The sequence below is a fragment of the Tychonema sp. LEGE 07196 genome (assembly GCF_963890365.1).
Taxonomy (GTDB): Bacteria; Cyanobacteriota; Cyanobacteriia; order Cyanobacteriales; family Microcoleaceae; genus Microcoleus.
The window spans coordinates 35464-55233 of the sequence record NZ_CAWPRX010000179.1 but is presented as its reverse complement, the minus strand read 5'-3'; the positions used below and the strand labels follow the sequence as shown (position 1 = coordinate 55233).

General features: G+C 45.4%; 18 protein-coding genes. 4 read left to right on the top strand and 14 right to left on the bottom strand.

What is annotated here, in order from left to right; all coding sequences use genetic code 11:
• The 6 genes from AACV78_RS21415 to AACV78_RS21390 all read right to left on the bottom strand — a co-directional run.
• Positions 1-1473, bottom strand: a 1473-nt coding sequence (locus AACV78_RS21415) for a helix-hairpin-helix domain-containing protein (RefSeq protein ID WP_194074330.1), incomplete at its 3' end; no start/stop codon positions are given.
• 256 nt (positions 1474-1729) lie between these two features.
• Positions 1730-3481 (bottom strand): NACHT C-terminal helical domain 2-containing protein, encoded by a 1752-nt coding sequence (locus AACV78_RS21410; protein ID WP_194009237.1) that lies wholly within the window; start codon positions 3479-3481, stop codon positions 1730-1732.
• 562 nt (positions 3482-4043) lie between these two features.
• Positions 4044-4736 (bottom strand): hypothetical protein, encoded by a 693-nt coding sequence (locus tag AACV78_RS21405; RefSeq protein WP_194009236.1) that lies wholly within the window; start codon positions 4734-4736, stop codon positions 4044-4046.
• 153 nt (positions 4737-4889) lie between these two features.
• The gene (locus tag AACV78_RS21400; RefSeq protein WP_194009235.1) at positions 4890-5567 is read right to left on the bottom strand and encodes a hypothetical protein; all 678 of its coding nucleotides are present in this window, start codon (positions 5565-5567) and stop codon (positions 4890-4892) included.
• A 38-nt stretch (positions 5568-5605) separates the two neighbouring features.
• Positions 5606-6385 (bottom strand): PP2C family serine/threonine-protein phosphatase, encoded by a 780-nt coding sequence (locus AACV78_RS21395; protein ID WP_194009234.1) that lies wholly within the window; start codon positions 6383-6385, stop codon positions 5606-5608.
• A 355-nt stretch (positions 6386-6740) separates the two neighbouring features.
• Positions 6741-7403 carry a vWA domain-containing protein gene (locus AACV78_RS21390; protein WP_194009233.1) on the bottom strand — a complete coding sequence of 221 codons (663 nt, stop codon included), beginning with the start codon at positions 7401-7403 and terminating at the stop codon, positions 6741-6743.
• 247 nt (positions 7404-7650) lie between these two features.
• On the opposite strand from AACV78_RS21390, the gene AACV78_RS21385 reads away from it, so the two are divergent.
• Positions 7651-8253, top strand: coding sequence for a Uma2 family endonuclease (locus AACV78_RS21385; protein ID WP_194009232.1), 603 nt, complete (start codon positions 7651-7653; stop codon positions 8251-8253).
• Between the two features lie 53 nt (positions 8254-8306).
• Positions 8307-8546 (top strand): DUF6737 family protein, encoded by a 240-nt coding sequence (locus AACV78_RS21380; RefSeq protein WP_194009231.1) that lies wholly within the window; start codon positions 8307-8309, stop codon positions 8544-8546.
• A 221-nt stretch (positions 8547-8767) separates the two neighbouring features.
• On the opposite strand, the gene carB is transcribed toward AACV78_RS21380, so the two are convergent.
• Both carB and AACV78_RS21370 read right to left on the bottom strand, forming a co-directional pair.
• Positions 8768-12079, bottom strand: a complete 3312-nt coding sequence (gene carB / locus AACV78_RS21375) for a carbamoyl-phosphate synthase large subunit (protein WP_194009244.1) — start codon at positions 12077-12079, stop codon at positions 8768-8770.
• Between the two features lie 455 nt (positions 12080-12534).
• Positions 12535-12669, bottom strand: coding sequence for a hypothetical protein (locus AACV78_RS21370; protein WP_255513783.1), 135 nt, complete (start codon positions 12667-12669; stop codon positions 12535-12537).
• A 90-nt stretch (positions 12670-12759) separates the two neighbouring features.
• On the opposite strand from AACV78_RS21370, the gene AACV78_RS21365 reads away from it, so the two are divergent.
• Together AACV78_RS21365 and mltA are read left to right on the top strand one after the other, a co-directional pair.
• Entirely contained in the window at positions 12760-13014 is a 255-nt protein-coding gene (locus AACV78_RS21365; protein ID WP_194009230.1) for a hypothetical protein, read from the top strand.
• 13 nt (positions 13015-13027) lie between these two features.
• Positions 13028-14230, top strand: a complete 1203-nt coding sequence (mltA, locus tag AACV78_RS21360; protein WP_194009229.1) for a murein transglycosylase A — start codon at positions 13028-13030, stop codon at positions 14228-14230.
• On the opposite strand, the gene AACV78_RS21355 is transcribed toward mltA, so the two are convergent.
• The 6 genes from AACV78_RS21355 to AACV78_RS21330 form a co-directional block, all read right to left on the bottom strand.
• Positions 14222-14359, bottom strand: coding sequence for a hypothetical protein (locus tag AACV78_RS21355; RefSeq protein WP_194009228.1), 138 nt, complete (start codon positions 14357-14359; stop codon positions 14222-14224). The genes mltA and AACV78_RS21355 overlap by 9 nt on opposite strands.
• A gap of 244 nt (positions 14360-14603) precedes the next feature.
• The gene (locus AACV78_RS21350) at positions 14604-14978 is read right to left on the bottom strand and encodes a hypothetical protein (RefSeq protein ID WP_194009227.1); all 375 of its coding nucleotides are present in this window, start codon (positions 14976-14978) and stop codon (positions 14604-14606) included.
• Between the two features lie 283 nt (positions 14979-15261).
• A complete protein-coding gene (gene mnmG / locus AACV78_RS21345) occupies positions 15262-17178 on the bottom strand; it encodes a tRNA uridine-5-carboxymethylaminomethyl(34) synthesis enzyme MnmG (RefSeq protein ID WP_194009226.1) in 1917 nt (638 codons plus the stop codon).
• Positions 17179-17339: 161 nt separating this feature from the next.
• Positions 17340-18044, bottom strand: a complete 705-nt coding sequence (locus tag AACV78_RS21340) for a hypothetical protein (protein WP_194009225.1) — start codon at positions 18042-18044, stop codon at positions 17340-17342.
• Positions 18045-18164: 120 nt separating this feature from the next.
• Positions 18165-18707, bottom strand: a complete 543-nt coding sequence (gene rfbC / locus AACV78_RS21335) for a dTDP-4-dehydrorhamnose 3,5-epimerase (protein ID WP_194009224.1) — start codon at positions 18705-18707, stop codon at positions 18165-18167.
• Positions 18708-18709: 2 nt separating this feature from the next.
• A complete protein-coding gene (locus tag AACV78_RS21330) occupies positions 18710-19765 on the bottom strand; it encodes an SDR family oxidoreductase (protein ID WP_228052076.1) in 1056 nt (351 codons plus the stop codon).
• Positions 19766-19770: the final 5 nt, after the last annotated feature.

The following is a 19770-nucleotide window of genomic DNA, read 5'->3' as shown; positions in this document are numbered from 1 at the left end:
AGAAACAGCCAAAACCCCTCCCCACTTCCGCCAAATCTGGTTCGGCGGCAAAGTAAAAATCCCCCAAATCATCCCAAAAAAACTTCCCCAAATCGAACCGACAAAAATCGCCCCCAAAATCGCGCCGCCGCCCTGGGCCACAGCCGAAAAAACCCCCGCAGCCGCCGCCAAACACAAAGTACCCCAAACACCACCCCAAGCCGCATCCCGAACAATACGCTCCAAATTGCCCACCGGAGCCCTCGCCGCAGGAGTCCGACTCCGAGAAGACATCGGCATCGGTAACAGTGGCACTGCGTACTGGCCTAGTTGGCGCGGCAGCCCCGTTGAGGAGTATTGACGGCGCGGTGCGGTGTCCCTCACAGGCGCTGTGGGTTGGGGCTTTTTACGCTTGGTTTTGGCGGGCTGCAAGTGCAATCCGTTGTTGACTGCTTGTCGCGAAGGAAACGGATCGCGGCCTTTGAGGAGTTTTGCCCGATCGCACCAAGGACACCGACTCAGATGATTTCCGTATTTGTGCTGAGTGTTTTTGCTGCAAGTAATTAGAGAATCTTCCGCTTCCCGAATCGCATTCACCCAAGTTTTTGCATCCGGGCGTGCCGCCGGATTGAGGTGTCCTTCCTCAAAACAGCGGATAAACATCTGCCGCAGCCTGGGCGGCAGCATATCGAAGGGCGGCGCTGCAGGCATCGGGCGGTAGGGTATCCGTTTGGTACCGTTGGGGAAATGGCCCGATCGAATTCTCGCTTCCAAAGGCGGCGGTTCGTCGCTACCGAGATAAACCCCCGAAAACGGGTGCGTACCTTCCATCAGCAATTGAAAAATTAGCACCGCTAAACCGAACAAATCGTGCTCTGGGGATCGATCAATATCCCGAAAAGTCTGTCCCTGCAATTCCGGCGGCGTAAACTCCGGCTTCCCCACGGGACACCGATAAACGTAACCCGTATAAGGATCGCGCACTTGAAACGAATCGGTGTCTACCAGCGTTACCAAAGCCGTATCCGTCACCAAAATGTTCGACTCGTTCACGTCGCCGATGACGTAACCCCTGACGTGGAGGGCGTTTACCGCCGAGGCGAGATTTCGGGCAGTTCGGTGGAGGTAAAGATAGCTAAATAGCGGCTTTTGTTCGCGCCTGGTTTTGGGAGTGTAGAAAGTGTGTATTGGCATCACTTTCTTGACGCGCGGCATCACAAAACCGACGATTTTTTCGCGCCCGCCCACAGTATGCAGCAAATCGACTGGCCAAGCTATTGAGGCGTGTCCCGGTTCGGCGATCGGCGCATCCGGCGGCATACTGAACATGACTGTGAGTTTGTCGCCGTCTTCGTCTGTCGGTTTGTGGTAGATTTTTGCTACTAGGGATGGATCTTGGGCGATCGGGTAGATGCGACCTTCACCGCCGCTGGCGATCGCGCTGTTGCTGTCGATCGCAATCAGTTGTCCGCTAAATTGGCGCTGCAACTGCATAGAATTCCGTTAGGGGATAGAGGATTAGTCGATTTTAGATTTTAGATTTTAGATTTTAGATTTACGGTATGGGAGCATCTCAGTTTTCCAAAAAGCATTTTTTTTGACAGTGCGAGCGTCCCCGAAGAGCGAGTCTTTTATAGCTCGCGAGCGGGGACGCTCGCACTATAAATGCAAAACTGAGATGCTCCCTACGGTAGTGGTGCAGAAGCGTCCGTTGATTCATGGGATTGGCATCCCGCCCCTCCCATGCAAATTAGACGTGAATCAGCTTCAAATCTACCGACAATAACATCTTATCCTCAATTTTTTGTTTAACGGCGGGTGTCACCTGACAATTATCGGTGTTGAGGCATTCCACCAGCAAGTTGTAGGCGTAGTAATACTGTTTCAGCAAGGTTTTTTGTTGAGGGCGAAAATCTAAATTGTAGCCGATCGCGCTCTTAAATTTTGCCAGCCAACTTTTGCCGCACTCTTTCCGCCACGTTTTCCAATTTTGCAAATCTGGCATCTGATGCTGAAATTGTTGCAGCAGTTGTTTGAGTTCCGGTTCAATATTCAGCCCCAATATCCCCACCAATACACCAGTCAAATCCTCGTCAAATTCCAGTTTTCCCATCCCGAAATACTCCGCAAATTCTACATTTTTGCCTGCTTTTGCCAAACAATTTCGCAACTTGCAAACTTTCGATTTATCAAAATCGAGACTTGGTTCGAGGACGCGAGTTAAAGTCAAATCTAAGACACAAACCAAGGCTACATAAAAGGCCCGAATTTCCCCCTTCTTTAAATTATTTTCCACTGACACCGACTTCTGATTTGCCCAGATTAGCAACTGTTGCAAGGTTTGATCTTTAGCTGCCATACTGTCAATTTTTTCTTGCATTAGCAGCACAAGTTCGTCAGCAGGTTGCAAAATTTCTGCGACTCTCAAAAATTCATTTCTCCACTTTTTGTCTGCAATCCGGCTGACAAATTCTGGCAGCGATTCCGGGTTGGCACTGTCAATCAGATATTCTGGTTGAGTGTCGGTTTCCTCTATTAGTTCGTCAACTGCGGTTTTGATAAAGTTATCCACCAACCAGTCGCGGGTACGCGAGAAATTGCTGTTCAATTCCAAGTAATGACTGCCTAATTTTGCCTTAAAGTCTTTGGGGAAAATCTCTTTGGCGGCTAACAGATTTTTCCAGTGAGTTAGCTGGCTGCTGTTACGTTCGGGAAAGCGGTTGTACAGATAGTCGATCGCGATCGCCTCTAGAATCGCCGCACCCAAGATTTCCCGCCGTTTTAGTTCGTTCTCTGGCGCACTTTCGGGCCGCTGATTTAGGTCGATATGCTGGCTGAGGGTTGTTTCGACCGATCGTTCAATCAACCATTTACCCGCACGGTAAAAATTGCGATCGAACTCTAAGTAAATCGCCCCAAACAATGCCTCAAAAGTCTGAGACAAAAAAATATTGTACTCGCCATTGTCTGTTTCTTTACAGTTACCGACAGGCCGACCAAATTCGCTCAATTTTAAATTTTGTGCTGATTCGGCAATTTTTTTTTGGTCTGCTAAACGACTTTTTAGCGTTGCTATATAATCGCAGTTCAGATCGGGATAGGTGCGGTACAGGTAGTCGGTAACAACAGCATCAAAAATCGCTCCGCCTAGGAGTGACAGCCGTTGTTGCTTCATCTCTTTCCCTGTTTGGCGATCGCACTTGTTGCCTAGCTGCCAGCGGCTAGTCAAGGCAATTTCCAGCAGTTCGGTTTGCCCGAAGTCCTGCAGGTCGATCGCTGCTTTGACTGCTTCAACATCTACCTTTTGAATTTTTATCTGCTTTAATTCTTTTTCACATTCATCCCATTTTTCTAACCAATCACCGCCTGCATCTTCCACGTACAAATCAACAAAATCTACCCCGCGATCCATCCAATCATCCTGCATTTTCCTGGCTGCTTCCAGTTCTTCCAAGACTTTTTGCAAGTTGCTTTCAACGGTGCTTGTACCTTGTACTGTCATAGTATTGATTTTGATGTAATTTGATTTTATTTCCAACAATTTCACTGCGATACAATCAAATCTCTATCTTTCTTAGGGTGCAAATTAGGAACCTTACCGCTATTGATTGCTGCGGTAAATCTTCCGTTGCTTAGCATTCGTATCGATCGCCTGTTGCCCTTCATGATGTCAACAATCGCTTAAAAACCTTTGTATTTTTCGTTTATAACCGAATCTCGATCCCCCTCAATCCCCCTTAAGTGGGGGACGCAATAAAAAACTCTTGTCCCCCCGATAGATTGGAGGGGCCAGGGCGATCCAAGGCCTAATAATCAAACAGCAGACCCATACTAAGTTTGACATTAAATTGACAGCTATGCCTGCAGCCGCAGTCTGGCAGAATACCCCTCCCAGAAACAGAAAATGGGAGGAAAAATCTTGGCGCAGTCTTCCCGGACAAGAGAAGCGAACTGAGGCTTAGATTTTGACCGTCTAGAGTTGTGGAATATATGAGGCAATTCAAAATTTCTTCTTCACCGAGTTTTTAGGAGTCGAACTATTCTCAGCAGCAGATTTGGTAGATTTACGGGAACTTCAGGTAACGACCTGGGGGCAAATTATCACTATTATATAATGCAATGTTAACTAACTGGTTCAGGAAATTTGCATCGTTTCTATCATAACTTAAAAATAATCCTCTGTCAATCCCCCAATCTTGAAGAGTCTGTTGCCATTTTTGATATTTTTGTTCCGAAAACTCATCAGAAAGAGTAGTGACTTGAATGCAGAGGGGCTGCTGTTGGCGGTTGCTAACGATCGAATCAGTTGCCATAGAAAGATCGGCAACATAGCGATACAAAAAACTGCCTTGGCGTTCGACAATCCGGGATGCGATCGCCCGAATCACGATATCGTCCGCCTGATCGAATTCACCAGCCTTGAGTTTTTGTTTCCAGATGTGTAATTTGCGATCGTTTTCGTTCAGCCATTTAGGAAATAAATAACCGTACCAATACCTTTCTCCCGGAGTCATTAACTCAAACGCCGCTTGTTTTTCTATTTCCGAAGGTAGAGATTGAACCGCCAGCCAAACCTGAGAATCTCGGATAAGCTGCAGCAAAAAAGCCATCACAAATTTCTTAGCAGTTAGCGAACCGGGTTTAAGATCCTTTACCCAGCGATTGATTTCCTCCAATCTTCTCGCCAAACTCGGATCTATTCGATCTGCTGCGCTAATTAGGGAGTTGAGCTTATCCTTAATATCTTGTGCTTGCAAGTGACGACCTACTGTACAGATTAAACCAGAATTGTTGACACCTCGATTTTATTATAGAACCGCACCCAATTTTCGCCGATCGTTAAACATCTCCAACAATCGTTGGTGGCGCAGGTATCCTGCATCCTTTAACTTTCTTTGAGGAGATGTCTATTAAATAGTTCCTGCCGATTTCCGCAGAGCCTTGTACAATAAAATCACATAAACATTTATCAACACTCCGGCTATCAATCCGAGTACCTGACCCACAAGCTGAGATGCTAGCAAATTCCCCAATATTGAACCGATTAATCCAGAAATCAATATGGTTGGCACAAAAACGACAAAAGTTATCAGAAAAATCGCTCGACATACCAACCACCAATGCCCTTTAGTTAAATTCCAACTGCTACTAATACTGTCCAGCGCCGAAGAGTTATCAATGACGGTAGCGTAGGATGAAAATATTAAGCGACACGATACATAAATTCCAGGAATTATTAATGCAATAAAGCCTGCTGACACCAGCAGCGCCAACAGAATATTAACCAAAATCAGGTGCAGGAATCTTCTGCTTGCTTGATTGAAAGCTTGACCAACAGTTACTTGATTTCGAGCAAAACTTCGGTAAGTGTAGAAAATCATGGCTCCCGACAAGAAAGGAATGACCACAAACGAGTAGATAGTATATAAAGCAACACCTGTTGAATTTTGTAGGCCACCCAAACTATTGAACGCGACAAAAAATATCAAACTGGGAGAATAGATTATCAATAGGGGAGCGTATAGAGTTCCCATAGCGGCAAATGTTTCTCGTAACAAGTTTCTGGCACTAATTCCTTGAGCATTCATAATTTTTTATCCAACTTTTAAAAGTAAATTTGAACAGATTAGACATTGCTCGAAAAAGTTGCTAACAATAATGTTAAGTCATCGTCGGTGCGTTGGGAAACTCTGGGCGATCGCAAAAAAGACTCTAACTGCTGTTTCGCATCTTCCTCTTCTTTCGCTTCGCCCGAAAACCGAAACAACGGCGTAAAAAATGGCTTGTGGGGCGTACCTTCGGGGATTTTGAGAGCTAGCATTTGCAAGCCGTCGGAAAACACAGCCAAGTGCCGCAGCGGTTGCCGCATTACCTGAAATTGCGCTGTTTCGATCGCATTTGGCGAAACCAAAAAGATGGTTTCGTTGATATATTCGCCGCAGGGGGGTACAGTAAGGGCGATCGCATTTCCCTCACTGTCACCCGCAACCGCCGCACCATCACCAATTTGAGCAACTGCGATTAATTCCGGTGTCGCCACAACCGCAATTAAAGTGCAAGCCAAATCCCTCGCCGGCACTTCCCGCACAGCCGCTTCTGCTTCCACCTGCGCCCGCGCGACTTGCAGCGATGCTGTCAAAAACACCTGCCATTCACCGTCATTCTCAGGCTGCAAATCCTGTTGACAAATCATTTCGACAACCGCTTCTACAGCAATTTTTGCCCCAACTTCTGCCAGTGCAGCCGAGCCCGCGCCGTCAGCAACTGCTGCTACCAAAACACCGTTGGCCAAGACGCGCCAGCAGTGGGCATCTTGACAGGGCTGCGATCGTTTTTCGTGGCTAGTACCCGTCACGGATGCCGCTACAACTTGCCAATTACTCAATAGTTCAGATTCGTTAGTCATCAGTCATTAGTTATTAGTCTGTGGTCATTAGTCAACAGTCATTAGTCAACAGTTATTGGTTGTTAGTTATTGGTTGTTGGTTATTGGTTATTGGTTATTGGTTATTGGTTATTGGTTATTGGTTATTGGTTGTTGGTCTTTACTTATGAGACTCAAGAAACAACTTAGATTGAACTATTCCCTAAAGGAATCAAGAAAAATCCTTAGTTCTGGTCTCTGCTTTACAATCTCTATCATCAATTATTAGTTTATGTTTATTTTGTAGAGACAGTTATTAAGGTTCCATTCTTATTAATAACAACCAACAACCAACAACTAACAACCAACAACTAACAACTAACAACTAACTAACTAACTAAACAGTTCCCCATCCGGGCGGCGGCAGTGCTACTTGTTCGTCAATTTTTGAGTGAGAAACTCTCTGCATACTAGCCGAGAGCCAAATGAACATCTCTCGAAAGTCTAATCCTTTCAATTTTACAGGAGTGCGATCGACAATTTCTGCGAGACGGGAGATATTAGCACCTTCGACTCCGACAGCAAAAAATGCCACGCGCTTGTTCGTTTCTTCCTCTTTAATTCGCTGTGCTGCTATTTCCACAACATCATCTGATTCGCCTTGAGGTTCGCCGTCGGTAATCATAAATACCCACGGGCGGTAGTAAGTGATGCCGTTGTTGCGGTATTCGGATTTGCGGGCGGCAATGGTATCTAGTGCGAGCTGAATGCCCGCGCCCATGTGGGTTTGTCCTTGGGCTGTCAGCAGCGGTGTCTCGAACTGGTCGGCGGTCACGAAGTCTTGCACGACTTTGATATTATTGTCAAAGGAAATAATCGCGACTTCGACTCGCTTTTTAGCTAGTTCGTCTTTAATTAGGTCATTCCTAAAAACTTCCAGCCCCTCATTCAAGGCATCTATGGCTGCGCCTTGCATGGAGCCGGAGGTGTCCAGCAGCAAAACGCAGGGACAGCGCGGCTCTGGATTTTCGGCAAATTCAACGGCTTCGTCTAGTCTCATGGTTCGGGGTTGACCTTGGAGTGGCTTGATTTCTAGGTTTGTTACTTTCTACCCTAGCCAGTAGGTGACATATTTAACTCAATCTGCCGGCTGGCGATCGTATTTTACCATTTACCTGAATCGATTTGAGATTTTTGATTGTATATTTTTGATTGTAGAATTGGATATCTGCGGTCAAAAAAACAAATTCATTCCTGCCTGTGGTAATGTAGACTAATAGTATTACTGCAAAATAAGGACAAATCTTATGATTGCAACAGTCACGCAAAAATTAACCTTTGACCAATTCCTTGTAGAATGTCCAGAAGATGGACTCTACGAACTGGTGAACGGAGAAATTGTCGAAATAATTTCAACCATAAATCATATTGATGTTGCTGACTGCATCTTTGACTCTTTTCACGCTCAAATCAAAAACCTGAGCTTAAATTATGTAGTGAATAACAAAACAGCTATCAGAACTGTAACTAAAGCCGGCGTTGAACAAGCGCGGAGACCGGATGTCAGCGTCATCGATCGCGATTTATGGCGATCTAACCGTTCTGCTTATGCTGCGTTGCGAGAACCAATTCAATTGGCAGTCGAGGTAACATCAACAAATTGGGATGACGATTATATCGACAAACTGGACGAGTACCAGCGCCTCGGAATTCCTGAGTATTGGATTGTCGATTACTTAGCAATTGGTAGCAGGGAATTTCTGGGAAATCCCAAAGTTCCAACTATATTTGTTCATCTTTTGGATGCAGAGGGCAACTATCAAAGAAGCGCGTTCAAAGGCAACGAACGAATTGTATCGCGAACTTTTCCTGAATTAACGCTGACAGCAGAAGAGGTGATGAACGTTTAAATTTGTTTTCTCTAGATAGCCCGATCGCCAATCTATACAAAATTACTGAAAATATGAAATCTGTTTCTGAAAAAAAAGCTATTAGTGCTTGGGACTACAAACCTTGGTGGTGTCAGCCTTGGTCGATTCTTTTGACTGGCACGAGTCTGATTGGCGGTAGTTGGTTTGTGTTAAAAACTGTTTGGATAACTGTTTTAGTCGCGATTCCTTTATTGGCTTGGATGGGGTTTTTCTTGTTGGTTTGGCCGAAGTTGATGGTGTCTAGCGGTGCTTTAGATTCTCATTCAGATTAGGTTTTGGTAGTGCGCTGTTTGTGGGTGCGCCCATAATTACACTAAATTTATAGCAAAGTCTCGATCCTCCTAAATCCCCCTTAAAAAGGGGGAATTTGAGCCTTTCCTATCTCCCCTTCAATCAGAGAGAATTTGAGCATTTCTTGTCTCCCCTTAAGAAGGGGGCGCCAGGGAGATCGATGGCCTAACGATCGAACAGTGTTTCGCGCCCTAAAATAACTCTACGCTTGCGGGTAATAGTCTTGAATTGCTTTCACTTTCATCGGGTTGGATTTGAGCGATCGAATTCCCGCTGCTGTGGCTTTGGCACCGGCGATTGTGGTAATAATCGGGATTTTGTAACTCAAAGCTGTGCGGCGGATAAAGGTTCCGTCGGCGCGGGATTCTTCGCCGGAAGGTGTGGTGATAATTAGTTGGATTTTTTCATTTTTGATCGAATCCAACAAATTTGGCCGCCCTTCGTGCAGTTTCAATTCCAAATATACATCTAAACCTTGCTCTCGCAAAACTTTGCGCGTTCCGTGAGTTGCTACTACTTTGAAACCTAATTCTAAGAATTCCTTCACAACCGGTACCACTGCTAGTTTATCGCGATCGCACATTGAAACCAGCACGACTCCGAATAACGGCATCACTTGTCCCGCACCGAGTTGAGCTTTGGCATATGCTTTGCCAAAATCTGTGTCAATCCCCATGACTTCGCCAGTCGATCGCATTTCTGGCCCTAACAAAGTATCAGTTCCCGGAAACTTAGCAAACGGTAGCACGGCCTCTTTCACAGAAACGTGAATTGGTACGATCTCTTTAGTAAAACCTAAAGCTTCTAGAGTTTGGCCCGACATGACTCGCGATGCGATTTTTGCTAGGGGAACTCCGATCGCTTTTGACACAAAAGGTACTGTGCGAGAAGCCCGTGGATTAGCTTCTAAAATGAAAACTTCTTCGCCTTGGACAGCAAATTGAATGTTCATCAACCCGATCACTTTCAGGGCTTTTGCTAGTTCCACAGTCTGGCGGCGAATTGTTTCTACCGCTTTTTTAGAAAGGGTTTGGTAAGGGATGGAACAAGCCGAGTCGCCGGAGTGGATTCCCGCTTCTTCGATGTGTTCCATAATACCGCCGATCGTGACATTGCCGGTCATATCGGCGATCGCATCTACATCGACCTCGATCGCATTTTCCAAGAACTTGTCAATTAAAATCGGATGCTCCGGTTCTACCAGCACCGCGTAGGTCATGTAACGTTCCAATTCCGTATCGGAATAAACAATTTCCATTGCTCGCCCGCCCAACACGTAACTAGGCCGCACCACCACCGGATAACCGATGCGTTGAGCTACCATTAAAGCATCCTCAAAACTGCGCGCCAAACCGTTAGCGGCTTGCTGAATATCCAACTGTCGCAGAATTTTTTCAAATCGCTCCCTATCTTCAGCAGTATCGATGGAATCCGGCGAAGTTCCCCAGATTTTTGTTTGTACGTCGGGATGATTTTCAAGAGCTTTTTGTAAAGGAATTGCCAATTTTAACGGCGTTTGTCCGCCAAATTGAATGATTACTCCTTCGGGATTTTCCGCCTCAATAATATTAAGAACATCCTCTTTAGTTAGCGGTTCAAAATACAGGCGATCGCTCGTATCGTAATCTGTAGAAACTGTCTCAGGGTTCGAGTTGACCATAATTGTCTCAAACCCGTCCTCGCCTAGGGAATAAGCAGCGTGACAGCAACAGTAATCAAACTCAATTCCCTGTCCGATGCGGTTCGGCCCGCCGCCTAAAATCATCACTTTGCGCTTAGTAGAAGGCAAAACTTCCGACTCCGGTGCGAGACTGTGACCGACAGGCGAAATTTTCTTTTCTTCATCGCCCTGTTCCCAAATTGCCGCTCCTGCTTCGTAGGTGGAATAGTAATAAGGTGTGAATGCTTCAAATTCAGCGGCGCAGGTATCGACTGTTTTGTAAATCGGCACTACGCCCAATTCTTTGCGGTAGGCGCGGACTTGATCTTCCGATGTTTTGGTGGCGTAAGCAATTTGGCGATCGCTAAATCCCAACTGCTTTACTTCAAACATTGTCTCTTTTGTCAACTGCTTGAGCGTTGTTCGTTTCAAGAACTTCTCTGCTTCCAACAATTCCTGCATTTTATCCAAAAACCAGGGATCGATTGCTGTGAGTTCAAAGATATCTTCCACCGACATTCCCATCATCATCGCGTGGCGAACTGTAAAAATGCGATCGGGATTTGGTGTCCGCAATCCGGCGCGAATTTGTTCCAAACTCGGCAATTTTTCCGGTTTGTCGCACCCGAAGCCTGCGCGGCCGGTTTCTAGTCCCCGCAGCGCTTTTTGGAAGGATTCGTTGAAGCTGCGACCGATCGCCATTACCTCTCCCACTGACTTCATTTGCGTTGTCAGAGTCGGTTCCGAACCGGGGAATTTTTCAAAAGCAAATCGGGGAATTTTCGTCACTACGTAGTCAATTGTCGGCTCAAAAGACGCGGGAGTTTTCTTGGTAATATCGTTGGAAATTTCGTCTAGGGTGTAACCTACCGCTAATTTTGCCGCCATTTTGGCGATCGGGAAACCGGTGGCTTTTGAGGCCAAGGCGGAGGAACGGGAAACCCTGGGGTTCATTTCAATGACGATGAAATCTCCGTTGACTGGATTAACGGCAAATTGAATGTTAGAACCGCCCGTTTCAACTCCGATTTCGCGGATAATTTTAATCGAAGCATCCCGCAGGCGCTGATATTCTTTGTCGGTGAGAGTTTGAGCCGGTGCGACGGTGATTGAATCGCCAGTGTGAACGCCCATCGGGTCGAGATTTTCGATCGAACAAATAATCACTACATTATCTGCCAAATCCCGCATCACTTCCAGTTCGTACTCTTTCCAACCGATCAAAGATTGTTCGATCAAAATTTGCGACACGGGACTCGCATCAATACCGCCTTGGGCCATTTCTTCAAACTCTTCTTGATTGTAAGAAATGCCGCCTCCCGTGCCGCCCATTGTAAAAGCCGGACGGATAATTAACGGATAACTACCGATTTGGTGGCCGATTGCTTTGGCTTCGTCGAGATTGTTGGCAATTCCCGAAGGACAAACTGCGACACCGATTCGCGCCATCGCTTCCTTAAATAACAGCCTGTCTTCTGCCATTTCAATGGCTGGCAATTTAGCACCAATTAACTCGACGTTGTATTTTTCCAAAACCCCATTTTTAGCGACGGCAACGGCTAAATTCAGCGCCGTTTGACCGCCCATTGTCGGTAAAATTGCTTGGGGTTTTTCTTGGGCGATGATTTGTTCGAGGATGGCTGGGGTTAGAGGTTCGATGTAAATGCGATCGGCCGTTTCGGGATCGGTCATAATTGTGGCCGGGTTGGAATTCACCAACACTACTTCATAACCTTCTTCTCGCAAAGCTTTGCAAGCTTGCGTCCCCGAATAGTCAAATTCGCACGCTTGGCCAATGACAATTGGGCCGGAACCAATGAGAAGAATCTTTTTTAAGTCTTGGCGACGGGGCATAGGTTCGTAATTGGTAATTGGACGAGATTGAGGATACATTTGATATTTTGCATCGCTCTTAGAAACAGGCTTTTTGAGCTGTTCCACCAAAAGCTTACTCAAAACAGCGCAAGTTTTGTTGTTAATTTGAAATTGTGCACCATTATCAGCATTTTGGAAGCGGAACCTCGCGACTGCGGTTGGCAGATACTGCCAGCTAACGAGAAATATTGATGGGAAAATGGTGCAGTCGATCGCTAAATCCAGACTATTTTAAGTGTTGCGGTCGAATCGTGTTCTAAAATACACAATCGGTTTCTGGTGCGAGATCGATCGCGCGAGTTGCGCCAGCAGGGCTAGTCAGAAACCAGGTTTTGGTGTGCAATGCGTCCTGAATTATTAAATTTTGCTGATACCTTAATCGGCGCAGCCTACAAATTTCACCGATGCTAGTAGGGTGTGCGGGCGCACCGCTATCACTCTCCGGGTACACAGTCAATCGGTATGCGGGCGCGCACCCTACCAGTTTGCCATCTCTCTACCCTCGCCCGCGACTTGTACCGCGCAACCGAAGGCCCGAAGCCGCCGCCAGCCCTCTCCTCTGGCTCCATCGAATCTGCTTAGATCGGGGAATGCGCCGAGTAAGAGGTAAAATATAAAATCGTTCCCAAAGCTTGAAATCCAAAATCTCAAACACAGATATGCCTAGAACTCCTAGCGAATATTCAGTGCACCTGCTGCTTGAGGGCGGCCACCGCGAAGAAATCCGTTTTGCAACCCTGCAAGATTTTCAACAGTGGTATAAAACTCTGGTTCCCAAACAAGATTCGTCAGAATTTGTCAATGTCCCGATCAAAAATATTCAAGGCGAATACATGGTAATTCGGCCTAGCAGCATTCTCGGAATTCGGGTAGAACCGCTATTTAGTTCTAGTATCGAACGATACGAGGAATAAGCAAAATTATTAAATGATTGGGGAAAATTGGAAATTGATCAAGATTGTTCGCTATCAATTATTGACGATCGCGTGTTGTATTTTGGCGATCGCTTTTTCGGTGCCCGCCGTTGCAGTTCCGTCGCTGCAACCAGTTAGTATAAATCAATTGCAGGCGACCGAGTTGGAGTCGATCGGGCTTGACACCCAAATCTGGGGCGAAAATGGCCAACCGGGCGATCGCCAATTGCTGTTAAAGTCGATCGACAACAGCCTCCGCTATCTCAATACATCAGCCGCTGCAAGTGCTTACAGCCGCTATCCAGTTTCGGGAATTACGCGCGATCGAGTCCGCCGTTCCCTCGATCGATTCCGCCAATTAGTAGTCAGTTCCACTACACCCGCACAACTCCAAGAATCTGTCAAGCGAGAATTTGTTTTTTACAAATCGATCGGCAAAGACGGCAAAGGAACAGTGGCATTTACCGGTTATTTCGAGCCGACTTATGCAGCATCTCGCACGCCTAATTCCGAATACCGTTATCCCCTGTACCGAGTGCCGCCAAACCTCGGTTCTTGGTCGAAACCTCACCCGACTAGATTGGAATTGGAAGGTGCAGATGCTTTGCAGGGAAGCAAAGGATTGCTGCGCGGATTAGAATTAGTTTGGTTGCGCGATCGATTCCAAGCATTTCTCGTGCAAGTCCAAGGTTCCGCAAGATTGCAGCTAGCAGAAGGCGGCGAGATGACAGTCGGTTTCGCAGGTAAAACCAGTCGCAATTATACAGGAGTAGGGCGAGAATTAGTTAAGGACGGCAAGTTTACTTTAGAGGAGTTAACATTGCCGAAACTAACCGCATATTTCACCAGTTTTCCGGCAGAGATGGACAAGTATTTGCCGAAAAATCAAAGCTTTGTGTTCTTCCGGGACACTAACGGAGCACTGCCGACGGGCAGCATCGGAGTGCCGGTAACTGCCGAAAGGTCGATCGCCACAGATAAAGCTTTAATGCCCCCCGGCGCGCTAGCATTAATTAGCACCAAATTGCCTTATCCCAATGCGGCGGGAAAACTCGAACAAAATGCCGTGAATCGGTATGTTTTGGATCAGGATACCGGCGGTGCAATTAAAGGCGCGGGGAGAGTTGATGTATTTATGGGAACCGGAAATTTGGCGGGCGATCGCGCGGGTTATATCAACTCAACAGGAGAACTGTATTATCCGCTTTTAAAGTAGATTGATAGTGTTTTCCTGTGTCGGGGCGATCGTTCCTCCCGATGCTAACAAAAAACCCGGTTTCTGACTGCGCCGCGCGAGGCGAAAACCCAAGGAACCGGGTTTTTCACGAATTTTTCCGGCTGTCACGAATCTTGATTGCTCGCTATATCAAATCCTCTCTTCATCGGAATAGTAAATTCAGGCGTTGACTGTTGACTGTTGACTGTTGACTGTTAACAGTTAACATCACCAGGAGTGCAACCAGAATTTATATTACCAGACTCTGCCTGGTAATGCAGAGCCAGAGGCTTTACCTCCTTCTATCTGGCCACTTACACGAGAGAGGAGTGTAGGAAGTGGTTAAGTTATTCAGTTTTCGATCGTCAAACAGTCACGGATTTTTCTTTAAATACGTCACTTTATTATTTTCATCAATGCGTATGTATTGTAACTGTTGAAGTTCCACGATAATTCTTTCTTGTTCAACCTCAGAAATACCACCTTGAAACTGAAACATAGCATCGATAGAATTCTGAAGGGTACTTCTTCTGGTTGGCTTTAACTTGATAATCCTTTCAAAAACATATTGAATTATATCAGAGTTATTTTGACTTGGTGAGGATTCTTTCCAATTCCCTGCAATTCGATGTTGGGGGTTTTGACTTTCCTCTTCTTTTCTGGCTAGCTGGATCAGCATTTGAGCTAAACGCAACTTCTCCCTGTATCCAAGCTGCTGACACAAGCCAGCGATCTCATCATAGTTCATGACCAATTTTGGTGTATTAGCTTAATCAAGATCGGTCATATTTTACCATATCTAACCACTTGTTTCTGCTTCGGGTAGATGGATTAAATTCAACTCGCCAATAAAACCTCCTGGGAGCATCTCAGTTGTGCATTTATAGTGCTGTCCCCGATCGCGAGTACAATACGCGATCGGGGACGCTTGCACGCTCAAGAAAAGAACCCAGCGCCGTTTCCCTGCCTAAATTGCGTACAATTTAACCAACAATTAAGACAAAGCCGAGCAATTTTTGGGTTTTATTAATTCAATTTCCCACAGCAGCCGGCTGCTGACGGTTGCGTACTTCCAAAAAAATCAACAAAGCATTAACATCAGCCGGATTAACCCCACCAATTCTCGCAGCTTGGCCAACAGTCAGCGGCCTGATTTTAGTCAACTTTTCCCGCGACTCCTTCGAGAGAGTTGTAATTGCCATATAATCCAAATCTCCCGGCAATTGGCGGCGTTCGTGTTTGGCAATGTCATCAATTTGATTTTGCTGTCTTTGCAAATAACCGGAATATTTGAGGTCAATTTCTACAGCATTTTTCTCGGCTAATTCTAGACTGGAATCACCGAGATTGTAACGTTCCAAATCGACATAATGAAAACCGGGACGGCGCAGCAAATCAGCGAGAGTAATTGAACCTTTAATCGCTTGTTGAGTATCGGCCAAAATTTTCTTCCCAAGCTCTTCGTGTTCTTTGACGCGAGTCGAGTACAAACGGGCTTTTTCCGCGATAATATTAGCTTGTTTGCGCTCAAATAACTCCCAACGGCGATCGCAAATTAAACCGATTTCTCGTCCGAGCGGAGTCAAGCGTTGATCCGCATTGTCCGATCGCAATAATAACCGATATTCCGATCGCGAAGTCAGCATCCGGTAAGGTTCCCGCAAATCCTTCGTACACAAATCATCGATCAAAGTCCCGATATAACTTTGCTCCCGAGGAAACACAATCATCTCCTGATTTTTCGCAAATCTAGCCGCATTAATCCCCGCCACAATCCCCTGTGCCGCCGCCTCCTCATAGCCAGTCGTACCGTTCACCTGACCCGCGCAAAACAGCCCTTCAATCTTCTTAGTCATCAGCGTTGGAAAGCACTGAGTTGCCGGCAAATAATCGTACTCCACAGCATAAGCAGGGCGCATCATCTCGCACTTTTCCAAACCAGGCAGAGTCCGCAGCATTTGCAATTGCAAACTTTCCGGTAAACCAGTCGAAAAACCTTGGATATAAAGTTCAGGAATATCCCTACCTTCCGGTTCAATAAAAATCTGGTGGCTTTCCTTATCCGCAAACCGGACAATCTTATCTTCAATACTCGGACAATAGCGCGGCCCCTTCGCATCAACCCAGCCGCCGTAAACCGGAGAAAGGTGCAAATTGTCTCTAATTAACTGGTGAGTTTCTGGCGTAGTTCGAGTTAGATAACAAGGCATTTGTTCCCGTTCCACCCAAACTTCAGGATCGAAACTAAACCAACGAACTTCTGCATCTCCCGGCTGCGGTTCCATGTTGGTGTAATCGAGAGTCCGCTTGTCAACTCTTGCCGGAGTTCCTGTTTTCAATCGTCCAGTTTCAAAGCCCAAACGGTTGAGAGTTTCTGTTAAGCCGACGGCGGCAAATTCTCCGGCGCGTCCGGCCGGCATCGACTTATTGCCCACCCAAATTGTGCCACCTAAAAAAGTTCCTGTGGTGAGAATTACGGCTTTGCATTCAAAGGCAACGCCGAAGTATGTTTCAACGCCGATAATTTCTTCATTCTTGCCTAAAACTAAGTCTGTAACCATCGCTTCGCGGACGGTCAAGTTCTCTTGATTTTCGACAATATTGTTCATCACGGCGGCGTATTCCCGCTTGTCTGTCTGTGCTCTGAGAGCCCAAACTGCGGGGCCTCTGGAAGCGTTGAGGACGCGCTTTTGCAGGTAAGTGCGATCGGCCATTTTACCGATTTCCCCGCCCAAGGCATCCACTTCGTTAGTAAGTTGAGTTTTCGCGGGCCCGCCCACAGCCGGATTGCAGGGTTGCCACGCAATTTTGTCGAGGTTGAGGGTGAGTAAAAGCGTGCGACAGCCGAGGCGAGATGTGGCGAGGGCGGCTTCGCAGCCGGAGTGTCCGCCACCAACTACGATGATGTCGAAACTATCTTGGAATTGTACTGTGGTTTTTGCGGTCATGGCTGAGTCAACAGAAGCGCCGGCGAGAGACGCGATTTTAATCTTTATGTTTAGTTTAACCTAAGTTCAAGGTTCCAAGCGAAAAAAGGTTCTATAAGCCTGATATATCAAAGCCCCTAGTTTTTGGAGATGTCCATAGACATATCCGCTATCCTATTCAACTAAATTGGATGAAATTCATGCGCCATCCAAATGCAGTCTGTATCAGAATAATACTGATGCCACGGATAAACAAATTGAGCATCCTCTCCTACACTAGCAAAAGGAATATGAGTTTCACCGGGACTCATAATTACATCTTGATCGAGAGTATTGAAGTCATTTTCACGAAATTTTTGCATTCTTCCCACACCATAAATTTGAGTGTGAATTTCTAAAATTTCTGGCTCAGTATGATGCTTATGAATTGTGCAATTCGTTTTGGCTGGAGCAAACCACCAAGTTACTTTGACTAGGTAGTCTCTTTTCTTGTAGTCTTCAGGTTGCTCAGACATCCCAGTGACAAAGTATGGATCAAAACTGACTATTCCTAGGTCATATTGGGGAGATTTATACAATGGCACATTTATTGGAAAATCAGCGATTTGTCCGAGTTGATTCCATTCAGGTTCTAAAGCTATGGTCTCGATATTGGTTTTATCTCCTAATTCGATGAGGAGTAAAGAGTCACCATTGATGATTGTAACTTCTTTAAGAATAGTTGAAGTTCTCGGATGTAAATATTTTTCTGCTAACCCTAAAATCTGCGCTTTTTCATTGCCAAAATTGACAACTATTGTCTGATTTTGAATATAATAGTTTTCAATATGCCTTAGCCATGTGGTTGGCAGATATTTTTCGGAAAACCCGATCCGTTCTTCAATCATTGATACCACCTTTCTATAGTTGAGAGTTTAAGATTAACGTATCTTTATACGGGACTAATTTCTTGTATTATACGGCAATCAGTAGATTATCTGCTGTACAATACCTGTCAACATGATAGCCTATGGTTCAGAAAACCCTGTCACAAATTGCCAAGCTGTATCTTTTTCAGAAATTTCTGTAACGTCTATCGGCCATTTAATACCTAACCTAGGGTCGTCATAACGCACACCTCGTTCACATTCTGGTGTGTAAAATTGTCCTACTTGAAACATCACCTCCGCCCCGTCTGTGAGTGCCTGGTAGCCGTTAGCAACCATTTCCGGGATGTATAATGCTCGCCGATTTGTTGCCGTCAGTTCTAGCCCTATGTGGCACAGATAGGTAGGAGACTCAGGACGCAGATCAACGATAACGTCATAGATTGCCCCTTGGATACAACGGATTACTTTGTTATCAGTCGCTGGAGCAATTTGGTAATGCAGACCCCGCAGCGTGCCTTTTTTATGGTTGAAAGATAGGTTGCACTGTACAGCTCTTGGGTTTAATCCCTGAACCTCAAATTCATTAGCACAGAATGTCCGAGCAAAAAAGCCTCTTCGATCAGCTCGTTCTTCTAAGTCAATAATCAAAGCACCTTTGATACTGGTTTCTGTAAATTGCATAACTAATTCCAAAAAAAATTTTTGTCAATTTGTTGAGTACGAATCAAATACTCCAACTGTTTCAGACGAGTAAAGCCTCTAAATAAAAAAAGCTCTTTAGATAGATCAATCTGCGTGAAGAGATTCCAAAGTTGCTGTGTCCCCTGTCTGGGGTTCCACTCACATTGAAATCCAGGCAATTTTTGATTAATTTTATCAAAAGAAACTCGATAGTTACGATTATCGGAGCCTGCGCTACCAAAACTTATATTACAACCAGTGAAGGTTTCAGATACAAGTTCAGCAATGGTTTTGATTTGATAATTATTATCGGTACTACCCACATTAAAAATCTGGTTGTGAATGCATTCCTGCGGTGCTTCTAATGTGCAAACAATTGCTTGGCAAATATCAAGAACATGAACTAATGGACGCCAGGAAGTACCTTTGCTGGTCATTCTGATTTCTTTTGTCGTCCACGCTAACCCTGCTAGGTTGTTTAAAACAATATCAAAGCGCATCCTGGGAGAAGCACCAAAAGCTGTGGCACTTCGCAGAAACGTTGGGGAAAAACTTTCATCAGCCATTAGCTGCATATCTTGCTCAACCATTGTTTTACATTTGGCATAAACTGTCTGAGGATTAACAGAAGAACTTTCTGTTATCTCCGTTTCAGTGGTAAGACCATAAACACTGCATGAAGATAGGTAGACAAAGCGACGTACTCCGGCTGCCTTCGCTAATTTAGCTAAGTAAACTGAACCTTTATAATTAATATCATAACTAATATTGGGGCATAGCTCCCCTATTGGATCGTTGGATAGTTCAGCCAAATGTACGACAGCTTCTGCTCCTTGTAAGTCTTCTTTAGTGATGTTTCGGATATCTTTGTTCAGAGTTTTAGGAGTCTGTTGAGTGCCATTATAGAGCCAAGCTAATTTATAAAATCCTGTATCTATTCCCATAACTTTGTACCCTTTTTGCATCAAGAGCGGAGCCAAAAGCGAACCAATATAGCCTTCATTTCCGGTTACTATTACTTGCATAAGTTTACCAAATATTCTAAGAAAAACTAGCATTTTTT